The organism is Pseudomonas sp. MPC6, assembly GCF_006094435.1.
In the GTDB taxonomy this organism is placed as follows: Bacteria; Pseudomonadota; Gammaproteobacteria; order Pseudomonadales; family Pseudomonadaceae; genus Aquipseudomonas.
The window spans coordinates 537969-557061 of record NZ_CP034783.1; the positions used below are offsets into that span (position 1 = coordinate 537969).

Annotated in this window: 14 protein-coding genes; 8 read left to right on the forward strand and 6 right to left on the reverse strand. The window is 61.3% G+C overall.

The features are described 5' to 3' along the window. The first annotated feature begins 4 nt into the window (after positions 1–4). The 6 genes from aroK (at position 5) to hemE (ending at position 10942) form a co-directional block, all read left to right on the forward strand. Entirely contained in the window at positions 5–523 is a 519-nt protein-coding gene (aroK, locus tag ELQ88_RS04475; protein WP_128872930.1) for a shikimate kinase AroK, read from the forward strand. A gap of 150 nt (positions 524–673) precedes the next feature. Next, positions 674–1774 (forward strand): 3-dehydroquinate synthase, encoded by a 1101-nt coding sequence (aroB, locus tag ELQ88_RS04480; protein ID WP_128872929.1) that lies wholly within the window; start codon positions 674–676, stop codon positions 1772–1774. A 10-nt stretch (positions 1775–1784) separates the two neighbouring features. Further along, positions 1785–3374 carry an AAA family ATPase gene (locus tag ELQ88_RS04485; protein WP_138963863.1) on the forward strand — a complete coding sequence of 530 codons (1590 nt, stop codon included), beginning with the start codon at positions 1785–1787 and terminating at the stop codon, positions 3372–3374. A 350-nt stretch (positions 3375–3724) separates the two neighbouring features. Continuing rightward, positions 3725–8170: a glutamate synthase large subunit gene (gltB, locus tag ELQ88_RS04495; protein ID WP_138963865.1), complete on the forward strand. Its 4446-nt coding sequence runs from the start codon at positions 3725–3727 to the stop codon at positions 8168–8170. 33 nt (positions 8171–8203) lie between these two features. Further along, the gene (locus ELQ88_RS04500; RefSeq protein ID WP_008149580.1) at positions 8204–9622 is read left to right on the forward strand and encodes an FAD-dependent oxidoreductase; all 1419 of its coding nucleotides are present in this window, start codon (positions 8204–8206) and stop codon (positions 9620–9622) included. Between the two features lie 252 nt (positions 9623–9874). After that, the gene (gene hemE, locus ELQ88_RS04510) at positions 9875–10942 is read left to right on the forward strand and encodes a uroporphyrinogen decarboxylase (protein ID WP_138963868.1); all 1068 of its coding nucleotides are present in this window, start codon (positions 9875–9877) and stop codon (positions 10940–10942) included. Positions 10943–11120: 178 nt separating this feature from the next. Here the strand turns inward: hemE and ELQ88_RS04515 are convergent, their stop codons facing one another. Next, complete coding sequence (locus ELQ88_RS04515) at positions 11121–12395, reverse strand: MFS transporter (protein WP_128872924.1); 1275 nt, start codon at positions 12393–12395, stop codon at positions 11121–11123. 118 nt (positions 12396–12513) lie between these two features. On the opposite strand from ELQ88_RS04515, the gene ELQ88_RS04520 reads away from it, so the two are divergent. Beyond that, positions 12514–13416 carry a LysR family transcriptional regulator gene (locus ELQ88_RS04520; RefSeq protein WP_138963870.1) on the forward strand — a complete coding sequence of 301 codons (903 nt, stop codon included), beginning with the start codon at positions 12514–12516 and terminating at the stop codon, positions 13414–13416. A 779-nt stretch (positions 13417–14195) separates the two neighbouring features. Next, on the forward strand, positions 14196–14579 hold the full coding sequence (locus ELQ88_RS04530) for a type II toxin-antitoxin system PemK/MazF family toxin (protein ID WP_138963873.1): 384 nt from the start codon (positions 14196–14198) through the stop codon (positions 14577–14579). Positions 14580–14811: 232 nt separating this feature from the next. Here ELQ88_RS04530 and ELQ88_RS04535 read toward each other — a convergent pair whose 3' ends face one another. The 5 genes from ELQ88_RS04535 to ELQ88_RS04555 are packed head-to-tail and all read right to left on the reverse strand — an operon-like array spanning position 14812 to position 18896. Beyond that, positions 14812–16038, reverse strand: coding sequence for a beta-ketoacyl-ACP synthase (locus ELQ88_RS04535; protein ID WP_128872920.1), 1227 nt, complete (start codon positions 16036–16038; stop codon positions 14812–14814). Then, positions 16038–16766 (reverse strand): 3-oxoacyl-ACP reductase FabG, encoded by a 729-nt coding sequence (gene fabG, locus ELQ88_RS04540; RefSeq protein ID WP_138963875.1) that lies wholly within the window; start codon positions 16764–16766, stop codon positions 16038–16040. Before fabG ends, ELQ88_RS04535 begins: the two co-directional genes overlap by 1 nt. Next, entirely contained in the window at positions 16763–17224 is a 462-nt protein-coding gene (locus ELQ88_RS04545; RefSeq protein ID WP_128872918.1) for a hotdog family protein, read from the reverse strand. The genes fabG and ELQ88_RS04545 overlap by 4 nt, the downstream gene beginning before the upstream one ends. Beyond that, positions 17221–18417 carry a beta-ketoacyl-[acyl-carrier-protein] synthase family protein gene (locus tag ELQ88_RS04550; protein WP_138963877.1) on the reverse strand — a complete coding sequence of 399 codons (1197 nt, stop codon included), beginning with the start codon at positions 18415–18417 and terminating at the stop codon, positions 17221–17223. The genes ELQ88_RS04545 and ELQ88_RS04550 overlap by 4 nt, the downstream gene beginning before the upstream one ends. After that, the gene (locus ELQ88_RS04555; RefSeq protein ID WP_138969482.1) at positions 18414–18896 is read right to left on the reverse strand and encodes a DUF3261 domain-containing protein; all 483 of its coding nucleotides are present in this window, start codon (positions 18894–18896) and stop codon (positions 18414–18416) included. The genes ELQ88_RS04550 and ELQ88_RS04555 overlap by 4 nt, the downstream gene beginning before the upstream one ends. Positions 18897–19093: the final 197 nt, after the last annotated feature.

Genomic DNA, 19093 nt, shown 5'->3' on the forward strand with positions numbered 1-19093 from the left:
TTCTGTGCGAAATTTGATTCTTGTAGGACCGATGGGGGCTGGAAAAAGCACCATCGGCCGTTTGCTGGCCAAAGAGCTGCGCCTGCCGTTCAGAGATTCCGATAAGGAAATTGAATTGCGCACCGGCGCCAATATCCCGTGGATTTTCGATAAGGAAGGCGAACCGGGCTTTCGTGACCGCGAGCAGGCGATGATTGCCGAGCTGTGCGGCTGCGATGGCGTGGTGCTGGCGACCGGTGGCGGCGCGGTCATGCGCGAAGCCAATCGTCGGGCGCTGCGTGCCGGTGGTCGGGTGGTATACCTGCATGCCTCCGTCGAGCAGCAGGTCGGTCGCACCTCGCGTGACCGCAATCGACCCCTGCTGCGCACTGCCGATCCGGCCAAGACCCTTCGGGACCTGTTGGCGATTCGCGATCCGCTTTATCGGGAAATCGCCGATCTGGTGGTGGAAACCGATGAGCGACCGCCGCGAATGGTGGTGCTTGATATTCTCGAGCGCTTGCAACAGCTGCCTCCCCGTTAAAGCGCGGCGCGAAATGCGTTATCCTCGGGCGCTGTCATGGCCGCTCAAGGTTGTGGCGCATGGCTGCCGAACGGCGTCACACCAGCAGACGCCGTAGACATCGGTTAACTCAAGGCAGGACGCCTGATTCCATCTTTACTGTGGGGACACATGCAGACACTCAAGGTCGATCTAGGCGAGCGCAGCTACCCGATTCATATTGGCGAAGGTTTGTTGGATCAGCCTGAGCTGCTGGCCCCGCATATCCGCGGACGGCAAGTGGCGATTATCTCCAACGAGACCGTTGCGCCGCTCTATCTCGAGCGTCTGACCCGCAGCCTCGCACCGTTCTCGGTCATCTCCGTGATCCTGCCCGACGGTGAGGCCTTCAAGACCTGGGAAACCCTGCAGCTTATCTTCGACGGCCTGCTGACCGCGCGCCACGACCGGCGCACCACGGTGATTGCCCTGGGTGGCGGCGTCATCGGTGACATGGCCGGTTTTGCTGCCGCCTGCTACCAGCGCGGCGTCGATTTCATCCAGGTCCCGACCACGTTGCTGTCGCAAGTCGACTCGTCGGTGGGCGGCAAGACCGGGATCAATCATCCGCTGGGCAAGAACATGGTCGGCGCCTTCTATCAGCCGAACGTGGTGCTGATCGATACCGCCACCCTCAACACCCTGCCGGCCCGCGAGCTGTCCGCCGGGCTGGCGGAAGTCATCAAATACGGGCTGATCTGCGACGAGCCGTTCCTGACCTGGCTTGAAGAAAACGTCGATCGCCTGCGCGCCCTGGATCAGGTCGCCCTGACCTACGCCATCGAGCGTTCCTGCGCGGCCAAGGCGGCGGTCGTCGGTGCCGACGAGAAGGAAACCGGCGTTCGTGCCACGTTGAACCTGGGTCACACCTTCGGTCACGCCATCGAAACCCATATGGGCTATGGTGTCTGGCTGCATGGCGAAGCGGTTGCTGCTGGCACCGTAATGGCGTTGCACATGTCCGCACTGCTGGGCTGGATCAGCGAGCAGGAGCGCGATCGCGGCATCCGCCTGTTCCAGCGCGCCGGCCTGCCGGTCATCCCGCCGGAAGAGATGACCGAAGCCGATTTCCTCGAGCACATGGCAATTGACAAGAAAGTGATCGACGGTCGTTTACGCCTGGTGCTGCTGCGCCACATGGGCGAAGCGGTGGTGACCGACGATTATCCGAAAGAGGTTCTACAGGCCACGCTGGGAGCGGATTACCGCGCCCTGGCTCAGCTTAAAGGTTAATAAGATCCCGATGACTAGTTTGCATGCCGACGAGGCGTTCCTCGGCCATTACCAGTTGAGCCATGACCCTTTCGCTCCACGGGTGCCAGGTTTCAAATTTTTCCCTGCCCAGCGCAAGCCGGTGCTGGGCCAGCTGCATCACCTTGCACGCTATAGCCAGATGCTGCTGGTGGTCACCGGTCCGCAAGGCAGTGGCAAGACCCTGTTGCGTCAGGCCCTGGTGGCCAGTACCAACAAGCAGTCGGTGCAGAGTGTCGTGGTTTCCGCCCGGGGTGCCGGTGATGCAACCGGCGTGCTGCAGCAGGTGGCTCAGGCGCTGAACGTTGCGCAGCCGCAGGTCGGTGCGATTCTGGCTCAAGTGGTGCAATTGGCGCTCACGGGGCAGGAAGTCTACCTGCTGGTGGATGATGCCGAGCACGTCGACGAGTCCGCGCTGGAGGCCTTGATGGCTCTGGCCGCCGGTGCGCCGGAAGGTCGTCCGCATGTGTTCCTGTTCGGCGAGTCCTCGCTGATCGCGCAGCTTGATGCGTTGAGCCTTGAGGAAGAGCGTTTCCACGTCATCGAGTTGCAGCCGTACACCGAAGAAGAAACCCGGGAATATCTGGACCAGCGGCTCGAGGGCGCGGGGCGGGGAATCGAACTTTTCACCGCGAATCAGATCTCTGATATTCACGAAAGCTCCGACGGTTGGCCTGGCAACATCAACCAGGTTGCCCGCGATGCAATGATCGAAGCCATGATTGCCAGCCGCTCAGCGGTCAAGCGTCCAAGTATGGGGTTCAATATGCCGAAGAAACACGTATTGGCGATTTCCGCCGTCGTCGTGGTCGCGGTAGCCGCCGCCTGGTTGATGCCGGGTCGCAGCAAAGCACCGACCACAGGCGCACCTGCCAACGAGCAGGCGCAACTGCCGCCAGGCCAGGGCACACCGCAACCAGACGGTAGCGGTGCTCCGGCGATGGAGTTCAACGGTAATTCGCAACCGATGCCGTTGCCGCTGGTCGGCAACTCGCAGCCGGTCATGCGCGGTCCCCTGGCCGAAGCGGCCGGCGGTATCACCGAAGGCGACGACGGCGTGCCGTTAGAAGGCTCCAGCGCCACGCCGCCGACCGTGACCACGACTGCTCCGCCTGCGGGTTTGCAGCCAGGTCCGGCGCCGACATCGGCGGCCAAGCCAGCACCTGCTCCGACTCAAGTCGCGACGGCCAAGCCTGCTCCGGCGCCTGCTGCGAAACCGGCCCCAGTGCCAGCCAAACCCGCCGCGGCAGCCGCCAAGCCTGCCGACAAGCCAGTCACCGTGGCCAAAGCCGCGGGTGGCACCTGGTACGCAGGACAAGCACCGGGCAACTACGTGGTGCAGATCCTCGGCACCAGCTCCGAAGCGTCCGCGCAAAACTTCGTGAAAGAGCAGGGCGGCGAGTACCGTTATTTCAAGAAAGTGCTTAACGGCAAACCGCTTTACGTCATCACTTACGGCAGTTTCGCCAACCGCGATGCAGCCCTCAGCGCCATCAAGGCCTTGCCAGCGAAGGTTCAGGCTGGTAAACCTTGGCCTCGCACTGTCGCCAGCGTCCAACAGGAACTGGCAGCAACTCGCTGAAGATTCGGCGGCCTTACCCAGGCCGCCACTCCAGGCACCTCAAAATTTCCGCAAGTGCGCGCCGTCTCTTCAGACCGCGTGCCTTGTGGTGTCTGCGTCACAGTAGTCTTTGAGTCGTAGCGGTCAAAATTAAAAAAGTTTTGACTAGCACAGTAGATAGCTTTAAACCTTTCACAAATGCGACATAGATTTGCGACATTTCGTCGTCAAATTTGTGAGCCTCTGTGTCGGTGTGTACAATGACCTCCCTTTTGCCCCTGCAAAGCTGGCGTACGTTCGGCGCGGATGGCAAGTGGTTGAATTGAAAAGAAATTTGCCCTGATAAGGGGCAGCCTGGTGAGAAAGTGTCTATGAAAGCAGGTCTGTACCAACCAGATGAATTCAAGGATAACTGCGGTTTCGGCCTGATAGCCCATATGCAGGGCGAGCCCAGTCATACCCTTTTGCAAACGGCCGTCGAGGCCCTGACCTGCATGACCCACCGCGGTGGGATCAACGCCGACGGCAAGACCGGTGACGGTTGCGGTCTGCTGATTCAAAAGCCGGACGCGTTCCTGCGAGCCATCGCCCAGGAAACCTTCGGCGTCGAACTGCCCAAGCAATATGCGGTGGGCATGGTCTTCTTCAACCAGGATCCGGTCAAAGCCGAAGCCGCTCGCGAGAACATGAATCGCGAGCTCCTGGCGGAAGGCCTGCAGCTGGTCGGCTGGCGCAAAGTGCCGATCGACACCAGCGTCCTCGGCCGCCTGGCCCTCGAGCGCCTGCCGCAGATCGAGCAGGTGTACATCGGCGGTGAAGGCCTGAGCGACCAGGACATGGCGATCAAGCTGTTCAGCGCCCGTCGTCGCTCGTCCGTGGCCAACGCCGCCGACGTCGATCACTACATCTGCAGCTTTTCCCACAAGACCATCATTTATAAAGGCCTGATGATGCCGGCGGATTTGACCGCCTTCTATCCAGACCTCAGCGACCAGCGCCTGCAAACCTCGATCTGCGTGTTCCACCAGCGCTTTTCGACCAACACCTTGCCAAAATGGCCGCTGGCGCAGCCGTTCCGCTTCCTCGCCCACAACGGCGAGATCAACACCATCACCGGCAACCGCAACTGGGCCCAGGCCCGGCGCACCAAGTTCACCAACGATCTGATGGATCTGGAAGAACTCGGCCCGCTGGTCAACCGTGTAGGTTCCGACTCCTCCAGCATGGACAACATGCTCGAGCTGATGGTCACCGGTGGCATCGACCTGTTCCGCGGCGTGCGGATGATCATTCCGCCTGCGTGGCAGAACGTCGAAACCATGGACCCGGACCTGCGGGCGTTCTACGAATACAACTCGATGCACATGGAACCGTGGGACGGCCCGGCCGGTGTGGTAATGACCGACGGTCGCTATGCGGTGTGCCTGCTCGACCGTAACGGTCTGCGCCCGGCGCGTTGGGTCACCACCAAGAACGGCTTCATCACCCTGGCGTCGGAAATCGGTGTCTGGAACTACCAGCCTGAAGACGTGATCGCCAAGGGCCGCGTCGGCCCGGGCCAGATCTTTGCCGTGGACACCGAAACCGGTCAGATCCTCGACACCGATGCCATCGACAACCGCTTGAAGTCGCGTCATCCGTACAAGCAATGGCTGCGCAAGAATGCCCTGCGCATCCAGGCGACCATGGAAGACAACGACCACGGATCGGCGTTCTACGACGTCGATCAGCTCAAGCAGTACATGAAGATGTACCAGGTCACGTTCGAAGAACGTGATCAGGTGCTGCGTCCGCTCGGCGAGCAAGGCTACGAGGCCGTTGGCTCGATGGGCGACGATACGCCGATGGCCGTGCTGTCCCAGCGCGTGCGCACGCCGTACGACTATTTCCGCCAGCAGTTCGCGCAGGTGACCAACCCGCCGATCGACCCGCTGCGTGAAGCCATCGTCATGTCGCTGGAGATCTGCCTCGGTGCCGAGCGCAACATCTTCCAGGAGTCGCCGGAACACGCCTCGCGCGTGATCCTCAGCTCGCCGGTCATTTCCCCGGCCAAGTGGCGCTCGCTGATGAACCTCGATCGTCCGGGCTTCGAGCGCGCGATCATCGACCTCAACTATGACGAGAGCGTCGGCCTCGAAGCCGCGGTGCGCAACGTCGCCGATCAGGCTGAAGAAGCGGTTCGCGCCGGTCGCACCCAGATCGTGTTGAGCGACCGTCACATCGCCCCGGGCAAGTTGCCGATCCACGCATCCCTGGCCACCGGCGCGGTGCACCACCGCCTGACCGAAAAAGGCCTGCGTTGCGACTCCAACATCCTGGTGGAAACCGCGACCGCTCGCGATCCGCATCACTTCGCGGTGTTGATCGGTTTCGGCGCCTCGGCGGTCTATCCGTTCCTGGCCTACGAAGTGCTGGGCGACTTGATCCGTACCGGTGAAGTGCTGGGCGACCTCTATGAGGTGTTCAAGAACTACCGCAAAGGCATCACCAAAGGCCTGCTGAAGATCCTGTCGAAGATGGGCATTTCCACCATCGCTTCCTACCGCGGAGCACAATTGTTCGAAGCGATCGGCCTGTCCGAGGAAGTCTGCGACCTGAGCTTCCGTGGTGTGCCAAGCCGTATCAAGGGCGCGCGTTTCGTCGACATAGAAGCCGAGCAGAAAGCCCTGGCCGCCGAAGCCTGGAGCCCGCGCAAGCCGATCCAGCAGGGCGGATTGCTGAAGTTCGTCCACGGTGGCGAATACCACGCCTACAACCCGGACGTGGTCAACACCCTGCAAGCCGCTGTGCAGCAGGGCGACTACGGCAAGTTCAAGGAATACACGGCGCTGGTGGATAACCGCCCGGTGTCGATGATCCGCGACCTGTTCAAGGTCAAGACCCTCGATACGCCGTTGGACATCAGCGAGATCGAACCACTGGAATCGGTGCTCAAGCGCTTCGACTCCGCGGGTATCTCGTTGGGCGCGCTGTCGCCGGAAGCCCACGAAGCCCTGGCCGAAGCCATGAACCGCCTCGGTGCGCGTTCCAACTCCGGCGAAGGCGGCGAAGACCCGGCGCGCTACGGCACCATCAAGAGTTCGAAAATCAAGCAAGTCGCGACCGGCCGTTTCGGGGTGACCCCGGAATACCTGGTCAACGCCGAAGTGCTGCAGATCAAGGTCGCCCAGGGCGCCAAGCCCGGCGAAGGCGGTCAGCTGCCGGGCGGCAAGGTCAACGGTCTGATCGCCAAGCTGCGTTACGCAGTGCCGGGCGTGACCCTGATTTCGCCACCGCCGCACCACGACATCTACTCGATCGAAGACTTGTCGCAGCTGATTTTCGACCTGAAACAAGTCAACCCGAAGGCCCTGGTCTCGGTGAAGCTGGTAGCAGAAGCGGGCGTCGGCACCATCGCCGCCGGTGTGGCCAAGGCCTACGCGGACTTGATCACCATCTCCGGCTACGACGGCGGCACCGGCGCATCGCCGCTGACCTCGATCAAATACGCCGGCGCACCGTGGGAGCTCGGCCTGGCCGAAACCCACCAGACTCTGCGTGGCAACGACCTGCGCGGCAAAGTCCGGGTGCAGACCGACGGCGGCCTGAAAACCGGCCTCGACGTGATCAAGGCGGCGATCCTCGGCGCTGAAAGCTTCGGCTTCGGCACCGCGCCAATGATCGCGCTGGGTTGCAAATACCTGCGTATCTGCCACCTGAACAACTGCGCCACCGGCGTTGCGACCCAGAACGAGAAGCTGCGCAAGGATCACTACATCGGTACCGTCGACATGGTGGTGAATTTCTTCACCTACGTCGCCGAAGAAACCCGTGAGTGGCTGGCCAAGCTGGGCGTGCGCTCCCTCGAAGAGCTGATCGGCCGTACCGATCTGCTGGAAATCCTCGAAGGCCAGACCGCCAAGCAGAACCACCTGGACCTGACCCCGTTGCTCGGCAGCGATCACATCCCGGCAGACAAGCCTCAGTTCTGCCAGGTCGAGCGCAACCCGCCGTTCGACAAAGGCCTGCTGGCCGAGAAAATGGTCGACCTGGCCACCTCGGCCATCAACGACATGAGCGGCGCCGATTTCGCCCTGGATATCTGCAACTGCGACCGTTCCATCGGTGCGCGGATCTCCGGTGAAATCGCACGCAAGTATGGCAATCAGGGCATGGCCAGCGCACCGATCACCTTCCGCTTCAACGGGACGGCCGGTCAGAGCTTCGGTGTGTGGAACGCCGGCGGCTTGAACATGTACCTGGAAGGCGATGCCAACGACTATGTGGGCAAAGGCATGACCGGCGGCAAACTGGTCATCGTTCCGCCGAAGGGTAGCGTGTACAAGACTCAGGACAGTGCCATCATCGGCAACACCTGCCTGTACGGCGCCACCGGTGGCAAACTGTTCGCCGCCGGGACTGCGGGCGAGCGCTTCGCGGTGCGCAACTCCGGTGCTCACACCGTGGTTGAAGGCACTGGCGATCACTGCTGCGAATACATGACCGGTGGTTTCGTCTGCGTCCTGGGCAAGACCGGTTACAACTTCGGCTCAGGCATGACCGGCGGTTTCGCCTACGTACTCGACCAGGACAACTCGTTCGTTGACCGGGTCAACCACGAACTGGTGGAAATCCAGCGGATCAGCGGTGAGGCGATGGAAGCCTATCGCAGCCACTTGCAACGCGTGCTGAACGAATACGTCGAGGAAACCGACAGCGAGTGGGGTCGTAACCTCGCTGAAAACCTCGATGACTATCTGCGTCGTTTCTGGCTGGTCAAGCCCAAGGCTGCCAACCTGAAATCGTTGCTTTCCAGCACCCGTGCCAACCCGCAGTGATATGCGCCTGAAGAGTTTGATGAGGTTTTAACAATGGCTGAACGTCTGAATAACGACTTCCAGTTCATCGATGTCGGGCGCAAGGATCCGAAGAAGAAACTGTTGCGTCAACGCAAGAAAGAGTTCGTGGAAATCTACGAACCCTTCAAACCCCAGCATTCGGCCGATCAGGCTCACCGCTGCCTGGGTTGCGGTAACCCGTATTGCGAATGGAAGTGCCCGGTGCACAACTTCATTCCCAATTGGCTGAAACTGGTGGCCGAGGGCAACATCCTCCAGGCCGCCGAGCTGTCGCACCAGACCAACACCCTGCCGGAAGTGTGCGGCCGGGTGTGCCCGCAGGATCGTCTGTGCGAGGGTGCCTGCACCCTCAACGACGGCTTCGGCGCGGTGACCATCGGTTCGGTCGAGAAGTACATCACCGACACCGCGTTCGCCATGGGCTGGCGCCCGGACATGTCCAAGGTCATACCGACCGGCAAGCGTGTTGCCGTGATCGGCGCCGGCCCGGCAGGTTTGGGCTGTGCCGACGTGCTGGTCCGCGGCGGCGTGACCCCGGTGGTGTTCGACAAGAACCCGGAAATCGGTGGTCTGCTGACCTTCGGCATCCCTGAGTTCAAGCTGGAAAAGACCGTGCTGAGCAATCGCCGCGAAGTCTTCACCGGCATGGGCATCGAGTTCCGCCTGAACACCGAAGTGGGCAAGGACGTGACCGTCGAGCAGCTGCTCGAAGAATACGATGCCGTGTTCATGGGCATGGGCACCTACACCTACATGAAGGGCGGCTTTGCCGGCGAGGACCTGCCGGGCGTGCATGACGCGTTGGACTTCCTGATCGCCAACGTCAATCGCAACCTGGGCTTTGAGAAGTCGCCGGAAGATTTCGTCGACATGAAGGGCAAGAAGGTCGTGGTGCTGGGTGGCGGCGACACGGCGATGGACTGCAACCGGACCTCGATTCGCCAGGGCGCCAAGTCGGTGACCTGTGCCTATCGTCGCGACGAAGCGAACATGCCGGGCTCGCGCAAAGAGGTGAAGAACGCCAAGGAAGAAGGGGTGAAATTCCTCTACAACCGCCAGCCAATCGCGATCGTCGGTGAAGACCGCGTCGAAGGCGTGAAGGTGGTCGAGACCCGTCTCGGCGAACCGGACGCCCGCGGGCGTCGCAGCCCCGAGCCGATCCCGGGCTCCGAAGAGATCATCCCGGCGGACGCCGTGGTCATCGCATTCGGTTTCCGTCCAAGCCCGGCGTCGTGGTTCGAACAGCACAGCATCCAGACCGACAGCCAGGGCCGCGTCGTGGCTCCGGAGCAAGGTCAGTACAAGCACCAGACCAGCAACCCGAAAATCTTCGCCGGTGGCGACATGGTTCGTGGTTCTGACCTGGTGGTAACGGCGATCTTCGAAGGCCGCAATGCCGCCGAAGGGATCCTGGATTACCTGGGCGTCTGATCACTTCCTGAGATTGGAATACGATCAAAATGTGGGAGCGGGCTTGCTCGCGAAGTCGGAGTGTCAGTCAGCATTGATGTTGCCTGATACACCGCTTTCGCGAGCAAGCCCGCTCCCACAGTTGTTTCTCGGTGTTGCGAAAATCGTGATCCACCGCGACAAATTGACCCGATAGACAAAAGGCTGACCTGCAACCGTGCCTTTTGCGTCGCGCTCTGAGAAAATGCCCGCACTTTTTTTCCGGATGCCGACATGACTGCCCTGAAGAACGACCGTTTCCTTCGCGCCCTGCTCAAGCAACCTGTAGACGTCACCCCTGTGTGGATGATGCGTCAGGCCGGCCGCTACCTGCCTGAATACCGCGCCAGCCGTGCCAAGGCCGGCGACTTCATGAGCCTGTGCATGAATCCGGAGTTCGCTTGCGAAGTCACGATGCAACCGCTCGACCGCTATCCGCAACTGGACGCGGCGATCCTGTTCTCCGACATCCTCACCATCCCGGACGCCATGGGCCAGGGCCTGTACTTCGAAACAGGTGAAGGTCCACGCTTCAAGAAAGTCGTCAGCACCCTGGCGGACATCGAAGCCCTGCCGATCCCGGATCCGCACAAAGACCTCGGCTACGTCATGGACGCGGTCAGCACCATTCGCCGTGAGCTGAACGGCCGCGTGCCACTGATCGGCTTTGCCGGCAGCCCATGGACCCTGGCCACCTACATGGTTGAAGGCGGCTCGTCGAAAGACTATCGCAAGACCAAAACCATGCTCTACGACAACCCGCAAGCCTTGCACCTGTTGCTGGACAAGCTCGCGCAGACGGTCACCAGCTACCTCAACGGCCAGATCATGGCTGGCGCGCAAGCGGTGCAGATCTTCGACAGCTGGGGTGGCAGCCTCTCGGCGGCGGCGTACCAGGAATTCTCCCTGGCTTACATGCGCAAGATCGTCAGCGGGCTGATTCGCGAACACGAAGGTCGAAAAGTGCCGGTGATCCTGTTCACCAAGGGTGGGGGGCTGTGGCTGGAAAGCATCGCCGACGCTGGCGCCGATGCACTGGGCCTGGACTGGACCTGCGACATCGGCAGCGCCCGTTCTCGCGTTGGCGACAAAGTCGCGCTGCAAGGCAACATGGACCCGACCGTGCTCTATGCCAAGCCAGAAGCCATTCGCACCGAAGTCGGCCGCATCCTCGCCGGCTACGGCAAGGGCAGTGGCCACGTGTTCAACCTCGGCCATGGCATCACCCCGGAAGTCGATCCGGAACACGCCGGTGCGTTCTTGCGCGCGGTGCATGAGTTGTCGGCGCAATATCACGAGTGATCGTGACCCAATAGAAAACGCCCGGCTTATGCCGGGCGTTTTTGTTTGGCGATATGGGGCCGCACTCGGTCAATGTAGGAGCGAGCTTGCTCGCGAAGAGGCCGGCACATTCAACAAAGATGTTGGCTGACAGACCGCTTTCGCCGGCAAGCCGGTCTCGCTCCCACAGGGTTCCGCGTCAGGCTTTTACGCCGGTCAGCGGCGGCAACTTCGCCAGTTTCAACGCCACCAACAGCGCAATGACCAGCAATCCGCCAATGAACAGGCCAATCCCGTTCCACCCGCCCAAATGCCAGAACACCCCACCCGCCGTGCCGGCAATGCTCGACCCGGCGTAATAGCTGAACAGGTACAGCGACGACGCCTGCCCCTTGGCCTTGAGCGCGCGGCGGCCGATCCAGCTGCTGGCCACCGAATGGGCGCCGAAGAAGCCGAAGGTAAAAATCAGCATGCCGACGATCACCAGCGGCAATGACGTGAACAGGGTCAGGGCCAGGCCGGCGATCATCAGCACGATGGTGGCCCAGAGCATTTTGCGCCGGCCGAGTTTGTCGGCCAGGGCGCCGACTTTCGCCGAGCTGTAAATGCCCGACAGGTACACCACCGAGAGCAGCCCGACAAAGGCCTGATCCAAGTGATACGGCTCGGCCAGCAAGCGATAGCCGATATAGTTGAACAGGGTGACGAACGCGCCCATCAGCACAAAGGCTTCGAGGAACAACAGCGGCAGGCCGGCATCGCGAAAGTGCATGGTGAAGCCGTCGAGCAGGCTGCGCGGGTGCAATGAGCGAGGGCGGAAGTTGCGCGACTCGGGGAGAATTTTCCAGAACACCGCCGCCGCGATCAGCGCCAGGCCGCCGATCACCAGCATCGCCGCGTGCCAGCTGATGAAGTCGATCAACACCCCGGTAATCAAGCGTCCGCTCATCCCGCCGATCGCGTTGCCGGCGATGTACAGGCCCATGGCCAGGCCGATGTGCTGCGGGTGGATCTCTTCACTCAGGTAAGTCATGGCCACCGCGGCCAGACCGCTCAATGACAACCCGATCAACGCGCGCATGAGTAACACGCCGTGCCAGCTCGGCATCATGGAGCTGGCGATGGTGCACAGCGCCGCCGCGAACAACGCCGCCACCATGACCGGTTTACGCCCTATACGGTCGGAGAGGGGACCCGTTATCAACAAGCCAATGGCGAGCATGCCAGTGGCCACCGACAGAATCAGGCTGCTCTGGGCCGCGTTGATGGCGTACTCGTGGGACAGCAGCGGCATCATCGGTTGCACGCAATAAAGCAGGGCGAAGGTCGCGAAGCCGCCAGAGAACAGTGCCAGCACCGTGCGCATGAACAGCGGCGTGCCTTTTTCGATGTAAATGTCCTGCACCTGCGCGACGACATCGTCCTGCACGGCGGGCGGAATTTCATGGGCGAGTGGAGCGACAGCAGTTTTCACTTCAGACCTCGGAGAGCGCAGCCGATCAGGCACAGGAAAAAGCATATAGCTGCCTAATGATTCAATCCAATATATTGTTCGACCTGTTTGAGAGGTTTTGCGACCTAATGAGGTTTTCATGGAATTGCGTCACCTGCGCTACTTCATCGCCGTTGCCGAAGAACTGCATTTCGGCCGCGCCGCCCAGGTGCTGGGTATTTCCCAACCACCGCTAAGCCAGCAAATCCAGGCGCTGGAGGAGGAAGTGGGGGCGCGGCTGTTCGAACGGACCAATCGTCGGGTCGAGCTGAGTGAGGCCGGTCGATTGTTTCTGGAAGAGGCGCGGCTGGTGTTGGCTCAGGTGGATAAAGCGGCGGATGTTGCACGGCGGGCGCAGCTGGGTGAGTTGGGTGAGTTGAAGATTGGCTTTACCTCGTCTGCGCCCTTCAACTCGACCATCCCTCAGGCCATCTTTTCGTTTCGCCAACGGTTTCCGGCAGTGCACTTGAATCTGCGGGAAATGAGCAGCACCCAGGTGGCCGTCGCCCTGGTGGACGGATCGATCGAAGTTGGCATCATGCGGCCGCTGAGTCTGCCGGACTCACTGAGCATGGTGGAGCTGATGCGCGAGCCACTGGTGGCGGTCCTCAGCTCCAAGCATCCATTGGTGGCCGATAGCGAAGAGGGATTATTCCTCTCGGCCCTGGCCCTTGAACCCTTCGTATTCTTCCCGCGCAGCTACGGCAGCGGCCTGTACGCACAATTGCTCAGCCTGGCCCGGGATGCCGGCTTCAACCCGCACTTCGCGCAAGAGGCGGGCGAGGCGATGACGATTATCGGTCTGGTCGCGGCGGGATTGGGGGTATCGGTACTGCCGGCGTCTTATCAGCAGATGCGCATTGATGGCGTAGTGTATCGGCCGCTGCTGGATCCAGCGGCGGTGTCGGCGGTGTGGCTGGCCCAGCGCAAGGATCAGAAGTCGCCGATGGCCAAGGCGTTTATTGAGCTGCTGACGCGCAAGGTCGAGCCGCTGAAGCCTTGACTGCTGCGTCCGAACGCGGCCCGAGTCAATCGCGGGCAAGCCCACTGCCACAGGGTTTGGCAGTGTGAATACGATTTTCGCCACACTGCCAAACCCTGTGGGAGCGGGCTTGCCCGCGAAGGCGCCCGCAAGAACACTAAAAATGGCAGTTGTCTATGACGATGAAGTATTCACCCTATCGGAAGATATACCGCTTGCTGTAGGACGTCTCCGAAGTAATCCGGAGAGGCTACAGCGCCTTGCGGTGTTGCCTACAACTAATCCAGAATCCGCCGGCTTGTGCACCTTGGGGGCCGCCGGTAACTTGATTCGTGTCACTGATTCCCAGTGATCGGGTTTAGTAGCCCGGTTTTCCTTCCCAAACGAATGCACAAGCGTCGTTCAGTCAGGCATACGCCTGCACTTGATGGTAGCTGTGCGCATGGCGCCCTTGGGTGCGCCGGATTTGGGTCGGTGTCCGGTCTACTAACTTGCGCACAGCTGCCACCCTTCCGTTTAGTAGCGAAACAGGTTGCGGCACTACTAACAGGATTACCTTCCCAATGATAAAGCCAACTCCGAACCCGCCGGATACCGAGCCGGTCTCTCTTTCGGGATCAACCGATTCCGAGACACGCACGCCGAGCAAAATCTTCCTCATCGCCCCCGGCATCGACAATCAAACCCTGCTGGAATACGCCTGTGAAACACTTCAAGAGGAGACACTCCAAGTAACGCATTCGACTTAGTGCTTTGCCCGATTCCTGCGCAGAATCAATTTCTTTTGACGGGTGCCATGGATGCCACTTTTATATCAACCCAAGGAAGGCAGCGTGCTGATCTGCGACTTCAGGGGCTATGAAGTCCCTGAAATGGTCAAGATCAGGCCTGTTGTCGTTATAAGAAAACACAGATCCAATAGCTTACTGGTAACCGTTGTGCCGCTGAGTACCACCGCCCCGGATCATATGCTTGAGCACCATCTGGAACTTCAAAGTCATCTACAAGGCGCCAGTCCGGTCTGTTGGGCAAAATGCGACATGATTGCGACCGTGAGCCTTTCCCGACTCGACCGGATCAAACGCCGAGATCGCCAGGGAAAGCGTGTTTACGTCATTTCACAACTTGATACAGATGAGTTTTACGCAATCAAAGTCTCGGTGCGTAAGGCGCTGGGTCTGTAATGGGGCCGATTGCAACACAGACAGGCGAGTTGCCACCTGTTGTCCATCACGCCATTCCGGGCAATACTATCCATGTTCCCGAAAGGGGCTTGTGAGACTCTGAGGATCCTGGGTAACCAGCCATCGCAGAGCCAGGCAGGTCAAGGGCGATGACAAGCCGGCCTGTTTGTGAAGGGGCGCCGAAAGGCGCCCTTTGTCGTTCTGGTGGTACTGAAAACGTTGAACCACCCGGCTACACCCACCGCCGAAAAATCAGCGAGGTATTCACCCCGCCAAACGCAAAATTATTATTCATCACATACTGATTGCTCATCTGCCGAAACTCGCCGCGCAGGTAATCGAGCTTGCCGCACTTCGGGTCGACCTCGTCGAGGTTGAAGGTGTGCACGTACAGGTCGCGGTTCATCATTTCGATGCTGAACCAGGACTCCAGCGCACCGCAGGCGCCCAGGGTGTGGCCGAGGAAGCTTTTTTGCGAGCTGATCGGCATGTGTTCGCCGAACAGGCTGTTGGTCGCCAGTGTTTCAGCGATGTCGCCCTGTTCGGTGGCCGTGCCATGACCATTCACGTAGCCGATGTCCGAAGGCTGTAGCCCGGCGTCTTCCAGGGCCAGTTCCATGGCCCGGCGCATGGTGGACTGCTCTGGGCGGGTCGCGTGCTGGCCGTCGGCATTGCTGCCGAAGCCGACGAGTTCGGCATGGATATGCGCGCCGCGGGCCAGGGCGTGTTCCAGTTCCTCGAGGACCAGCATGCCAGCGCCTTCGCCGATCACCAGGCCATCGCGCCCGGTGTCATAGGGGCGAGGGCTGGTTTGCGGGGCATCGTTTTTCAGGCTGGTGGCGTAGAGCGCATCGAACACCATGGCTTCGGTGGGGCACAGCTCTTCGGCGCCGCCGGCGAGCATCAGCGGCAGGCGCCCGAATTTGACCGACTCGTACGCATAACCGATGCCCTGGCTGCCGCTGGTGCAGGCGCTGGAGGTCGGAATCAGGCGCCCGGTCAGGCCGAAGAAGATGCTGATGTTCGCCGCGGTGGTGTGCGGCATCATGCGCACGTAGGAGTTGGCGTTCAGGCCCTCGGCCACCGAGTTGAGCAACATGTTGCCGAAGGCCTTGATTTCGTCGGTGCTACCGGTGGACGAGCCACAGGCCACACCCATGCGCCCGTCCTTGATCAATTCGTTGCCGAGCAATCCGGCGTCGGCCAACGCCTGCTCGGCAGCACCCACGGCAAGCCGCGAGACGCGGCCCATGCTGCGCAGTTGCTTGCGGGTCCAGTGGCTCGGCACTTTGAAGTCATCGATAGGCCCCGCCAGGCGCGTGTTGAGTTCGGTGAAACGATCCCATTCGTCCATCCGGCGAATACCGCTGCGGTTGGCCGCAAAGTTGCCGGCGATGGTCGCCCAATCGCTGCCCAATGACGTGATGCCGGCCATGCCGGTGACGACAACGCGCTTCATCAGCACAGGCCTCCATTGACGGCCAATACTTGCCGGGTGATGTACGAGGCTTCCGCCGACATCAGGAAATTCACCGCGCCAGCCACTTCTTCAGGCGTGCCCATGCGTTGTGCGGGGATCATTTTCATCAGTTCTTCCACCGGCACGTGTTCGTCGAGCATCGCGGTGTCGATCAGGCCGGGTGCGACACAGTTGACGGTGATTTTGCGCTTGCCGAGTTCGATCGCCAATGCCTTCGCCGCGCCGATCAGACCGGCCTTGGAGGCGCTGTAGTTGACCTGGCCACGGTTGCCGATCAACCCGGACACCGAGGTAATGCAGACAATGCGCCCGGCGGCGCGCCGACGAATCATCGGCATCATCACCGGGTGCAGCACGTTGTAGAAGCCGTCGAGGTTGGTGCGCATCACCACATCCCAATCATCCTCGCTCAGGGCCGGAAAAGCACCGTCGCGGGTCAGGCCGGCGTTCAACACCACGCCGTAATAGGCGCCGTGGGTTTCCACGTCGGCTTCAAGAATGGCTTTGCAAGCGGCGCGGTCGGACACGTCGAATTGCAGGATGCGCGCAGTGCGCCCCAGGGCCTCGACCTCGGCTTGCACCGCGATGGCGTCCGCCAGGCCGCTGCGGCAATGCAGCACGATGTCATGCCCGGCCTGAGCCAGGCGCAACGCGATGGCGCGGCCGATGCCACGGCTGGAACCGGTGACCAGTACGGATTCAGTCATGACTGGACTCCTTGGGGTTCATGAAGATAGTGGGCGGCCTGAGGCGGGCGGAATACGTTCAGACGGGCGGTAGCGTGGATGCCGGGAGCGTTGATGTGGCATTCGAACACGCCCATGCCGTTGTCATCCTCCAGCGAGCGCAACCCATGGATGGTCAGCTCGGTGCCAGCGGGAAAGTGTTCGACGTTGCACTCGAATTTTCGCGTGCCAAGCAGGAACCCCAGCGCGACCGCATCGCCGCGCTGGCGCGCATGGCAGCCGGCATAGGCGGCAACGCTCTGGGCCATTAGTTCGATACCGACCCAGGCCGGCATGCTGCCGTCGGGACAGCTGAACAGACCGTTTGGCCTGACGGTGAGGCGAGTGTGAATCTGCTCGTCATCGAACGACAGGATCTGTTCGATCAGGATCATGTCGCCAGCATGCGGCAGCAGTTCGGCGAGCGGCCAGTCAATCATGGGGCGTCTCCGATAATCAGGCTGACGTTATTGCCACCGAAGGCGAAGGAGTTGCTCATCAGGTAGCGAGGTGCAATGGACGTCAGGCGATCGGCCGGGGTCACCCACTTCAGGGCTGGCAGTTCGGGGTCGGGCTGGCCATCCCAGATATGCGGCGGCAGGGCGTGCTCGCGGTTCTGCGTGCTCAGGCTCAGCCAGCAGAACGCCGCTTCCAGGGCGCCGGCAGCGCCCAGGGTGTGGCCGGTCATCGGTTTGGTCGAGGAGCAGGGTACGCCATGGGGGAACAGCGCCGTCACCGCCAGGCTTTCCATGGCGTCGTTGTGTTGGGTGGCGGTGCCGTGCAGGTTCAGGTAATCGATCTGCCCGGGTTGCAGGTTGGCGCGGCTCAGGGCCTTGCGCATGGCTTGCAAGGCACCACGGCCGGTCGGTTCCGGCGCGGAAATGTGGTGCGCGTCGGAGCTGGCGCCGCTGCCCAGCAGAGCAATCGGCTGGCCGTCGCCGACACTTTTAGTCATCAGAAACAGCGCCGCCGCTTCGCCGATGTTGATGCCGTTTCGGTTGACCGAGAACGGATTGCAGCGTTGTTCGGAGACCGCTTCCAGCGCCGAGAACCCGTTGAGGGTCAGTTTGCACAATGTGTCGACACCGCCGCACAGCACGGCATCGCAAAGACCCAGGTCCAACAGGCGCTGGGCACTCATCAACGCCCGGGCGCTGGAGGTGCAGGCGGTGGAAATCACATAGGCCGGGCCGCTCAATTGCAGCCAGTCGGCGAGGAAGTTCGCCGGCGCGCCGAGTTCCTGCTGTTGATAGTCGTAATCGGCCGGAAACTCATGCTCACGAATGTAATGAGCCAACCCGCGACTGGCTTCATCGATGCCCGAGGTGCTGGTGCCCAGAACGATACCGATACGGTCGCGGCCACAGGTCTGGATCGCCTGGTCGATGTCGTCGCGAATCTGCAGCGCGGCTTGCATCAGCAATTGATTGTTGCGACTGCTTTGCTCGGCGAGCCCAGGTGGGATCGGCGGCAACTCAGCGTGTACCGCCGCCACTGGCAGCGAGCGTTCCGCCACCCAGCCGGCCTCATGGCGCATGCCGGAGCAGTCGCCGGCAAACAGGTTGCGGGCGACTTCGTGCTTGTCGCGGCCCAGGGCGCAAACCACCCCGAGAGCGTTCAGATAAGCCGTCATGGCGCCTCCCCGTTGAGGGGTGTGACTTGATAACTCGGGCCTTTGGGCAGGTTCAATTCAAAGCTCATCGGTTGTGAATAACGGACGTCCCAGTGCGAGGGCAGGGAGCGTTGCGAACCGTGTTGCCAGGCCGCGGGGTAGTTGCCCGAGAGTTCTTCCTTGGGCGTCAGCGCAAACAGCAACGCGGCGAACAGCTCCCGCGCTTGCGGATTGGGCGGCAACAGACCGTCAGACTGCCACTCGCCGTCGACCAGTTTCTGCCGTGCCTGGGGAATGCCCAACAGGTCCATCATCGACCAGCGAATGCCGGGGCCTTCGCGCTGGATCACCAGGACCCAGTCCTGACGTTGCCCGGCCTCGAGCCGCTGGATGTGCAATTGCAGCGGCAGCGCCAGGTTCGGGATTTGCTCGGGCAGTGGCGCCCTGCTGGCACAGGCGCTCAGCAGCAGGACTGCGCCAAACAGTAGAAATCGCAGAATGCCCACTATCCCTGTGGGAGCGGGCTTGCTCGCGAAGGCATCGGCACATCCAACATCGAAGGTGGCTGGTCCATCGCTTTCGCGAGCAAGCCCGCTCCCACAGGATGTGTACTTTGAGCAACTGACAATGAGCATCAAACAGCACCTTCAAGGGGGTTGCGCGCTACCACGTTGACCAGGGTTTCTTCGACGTAGTT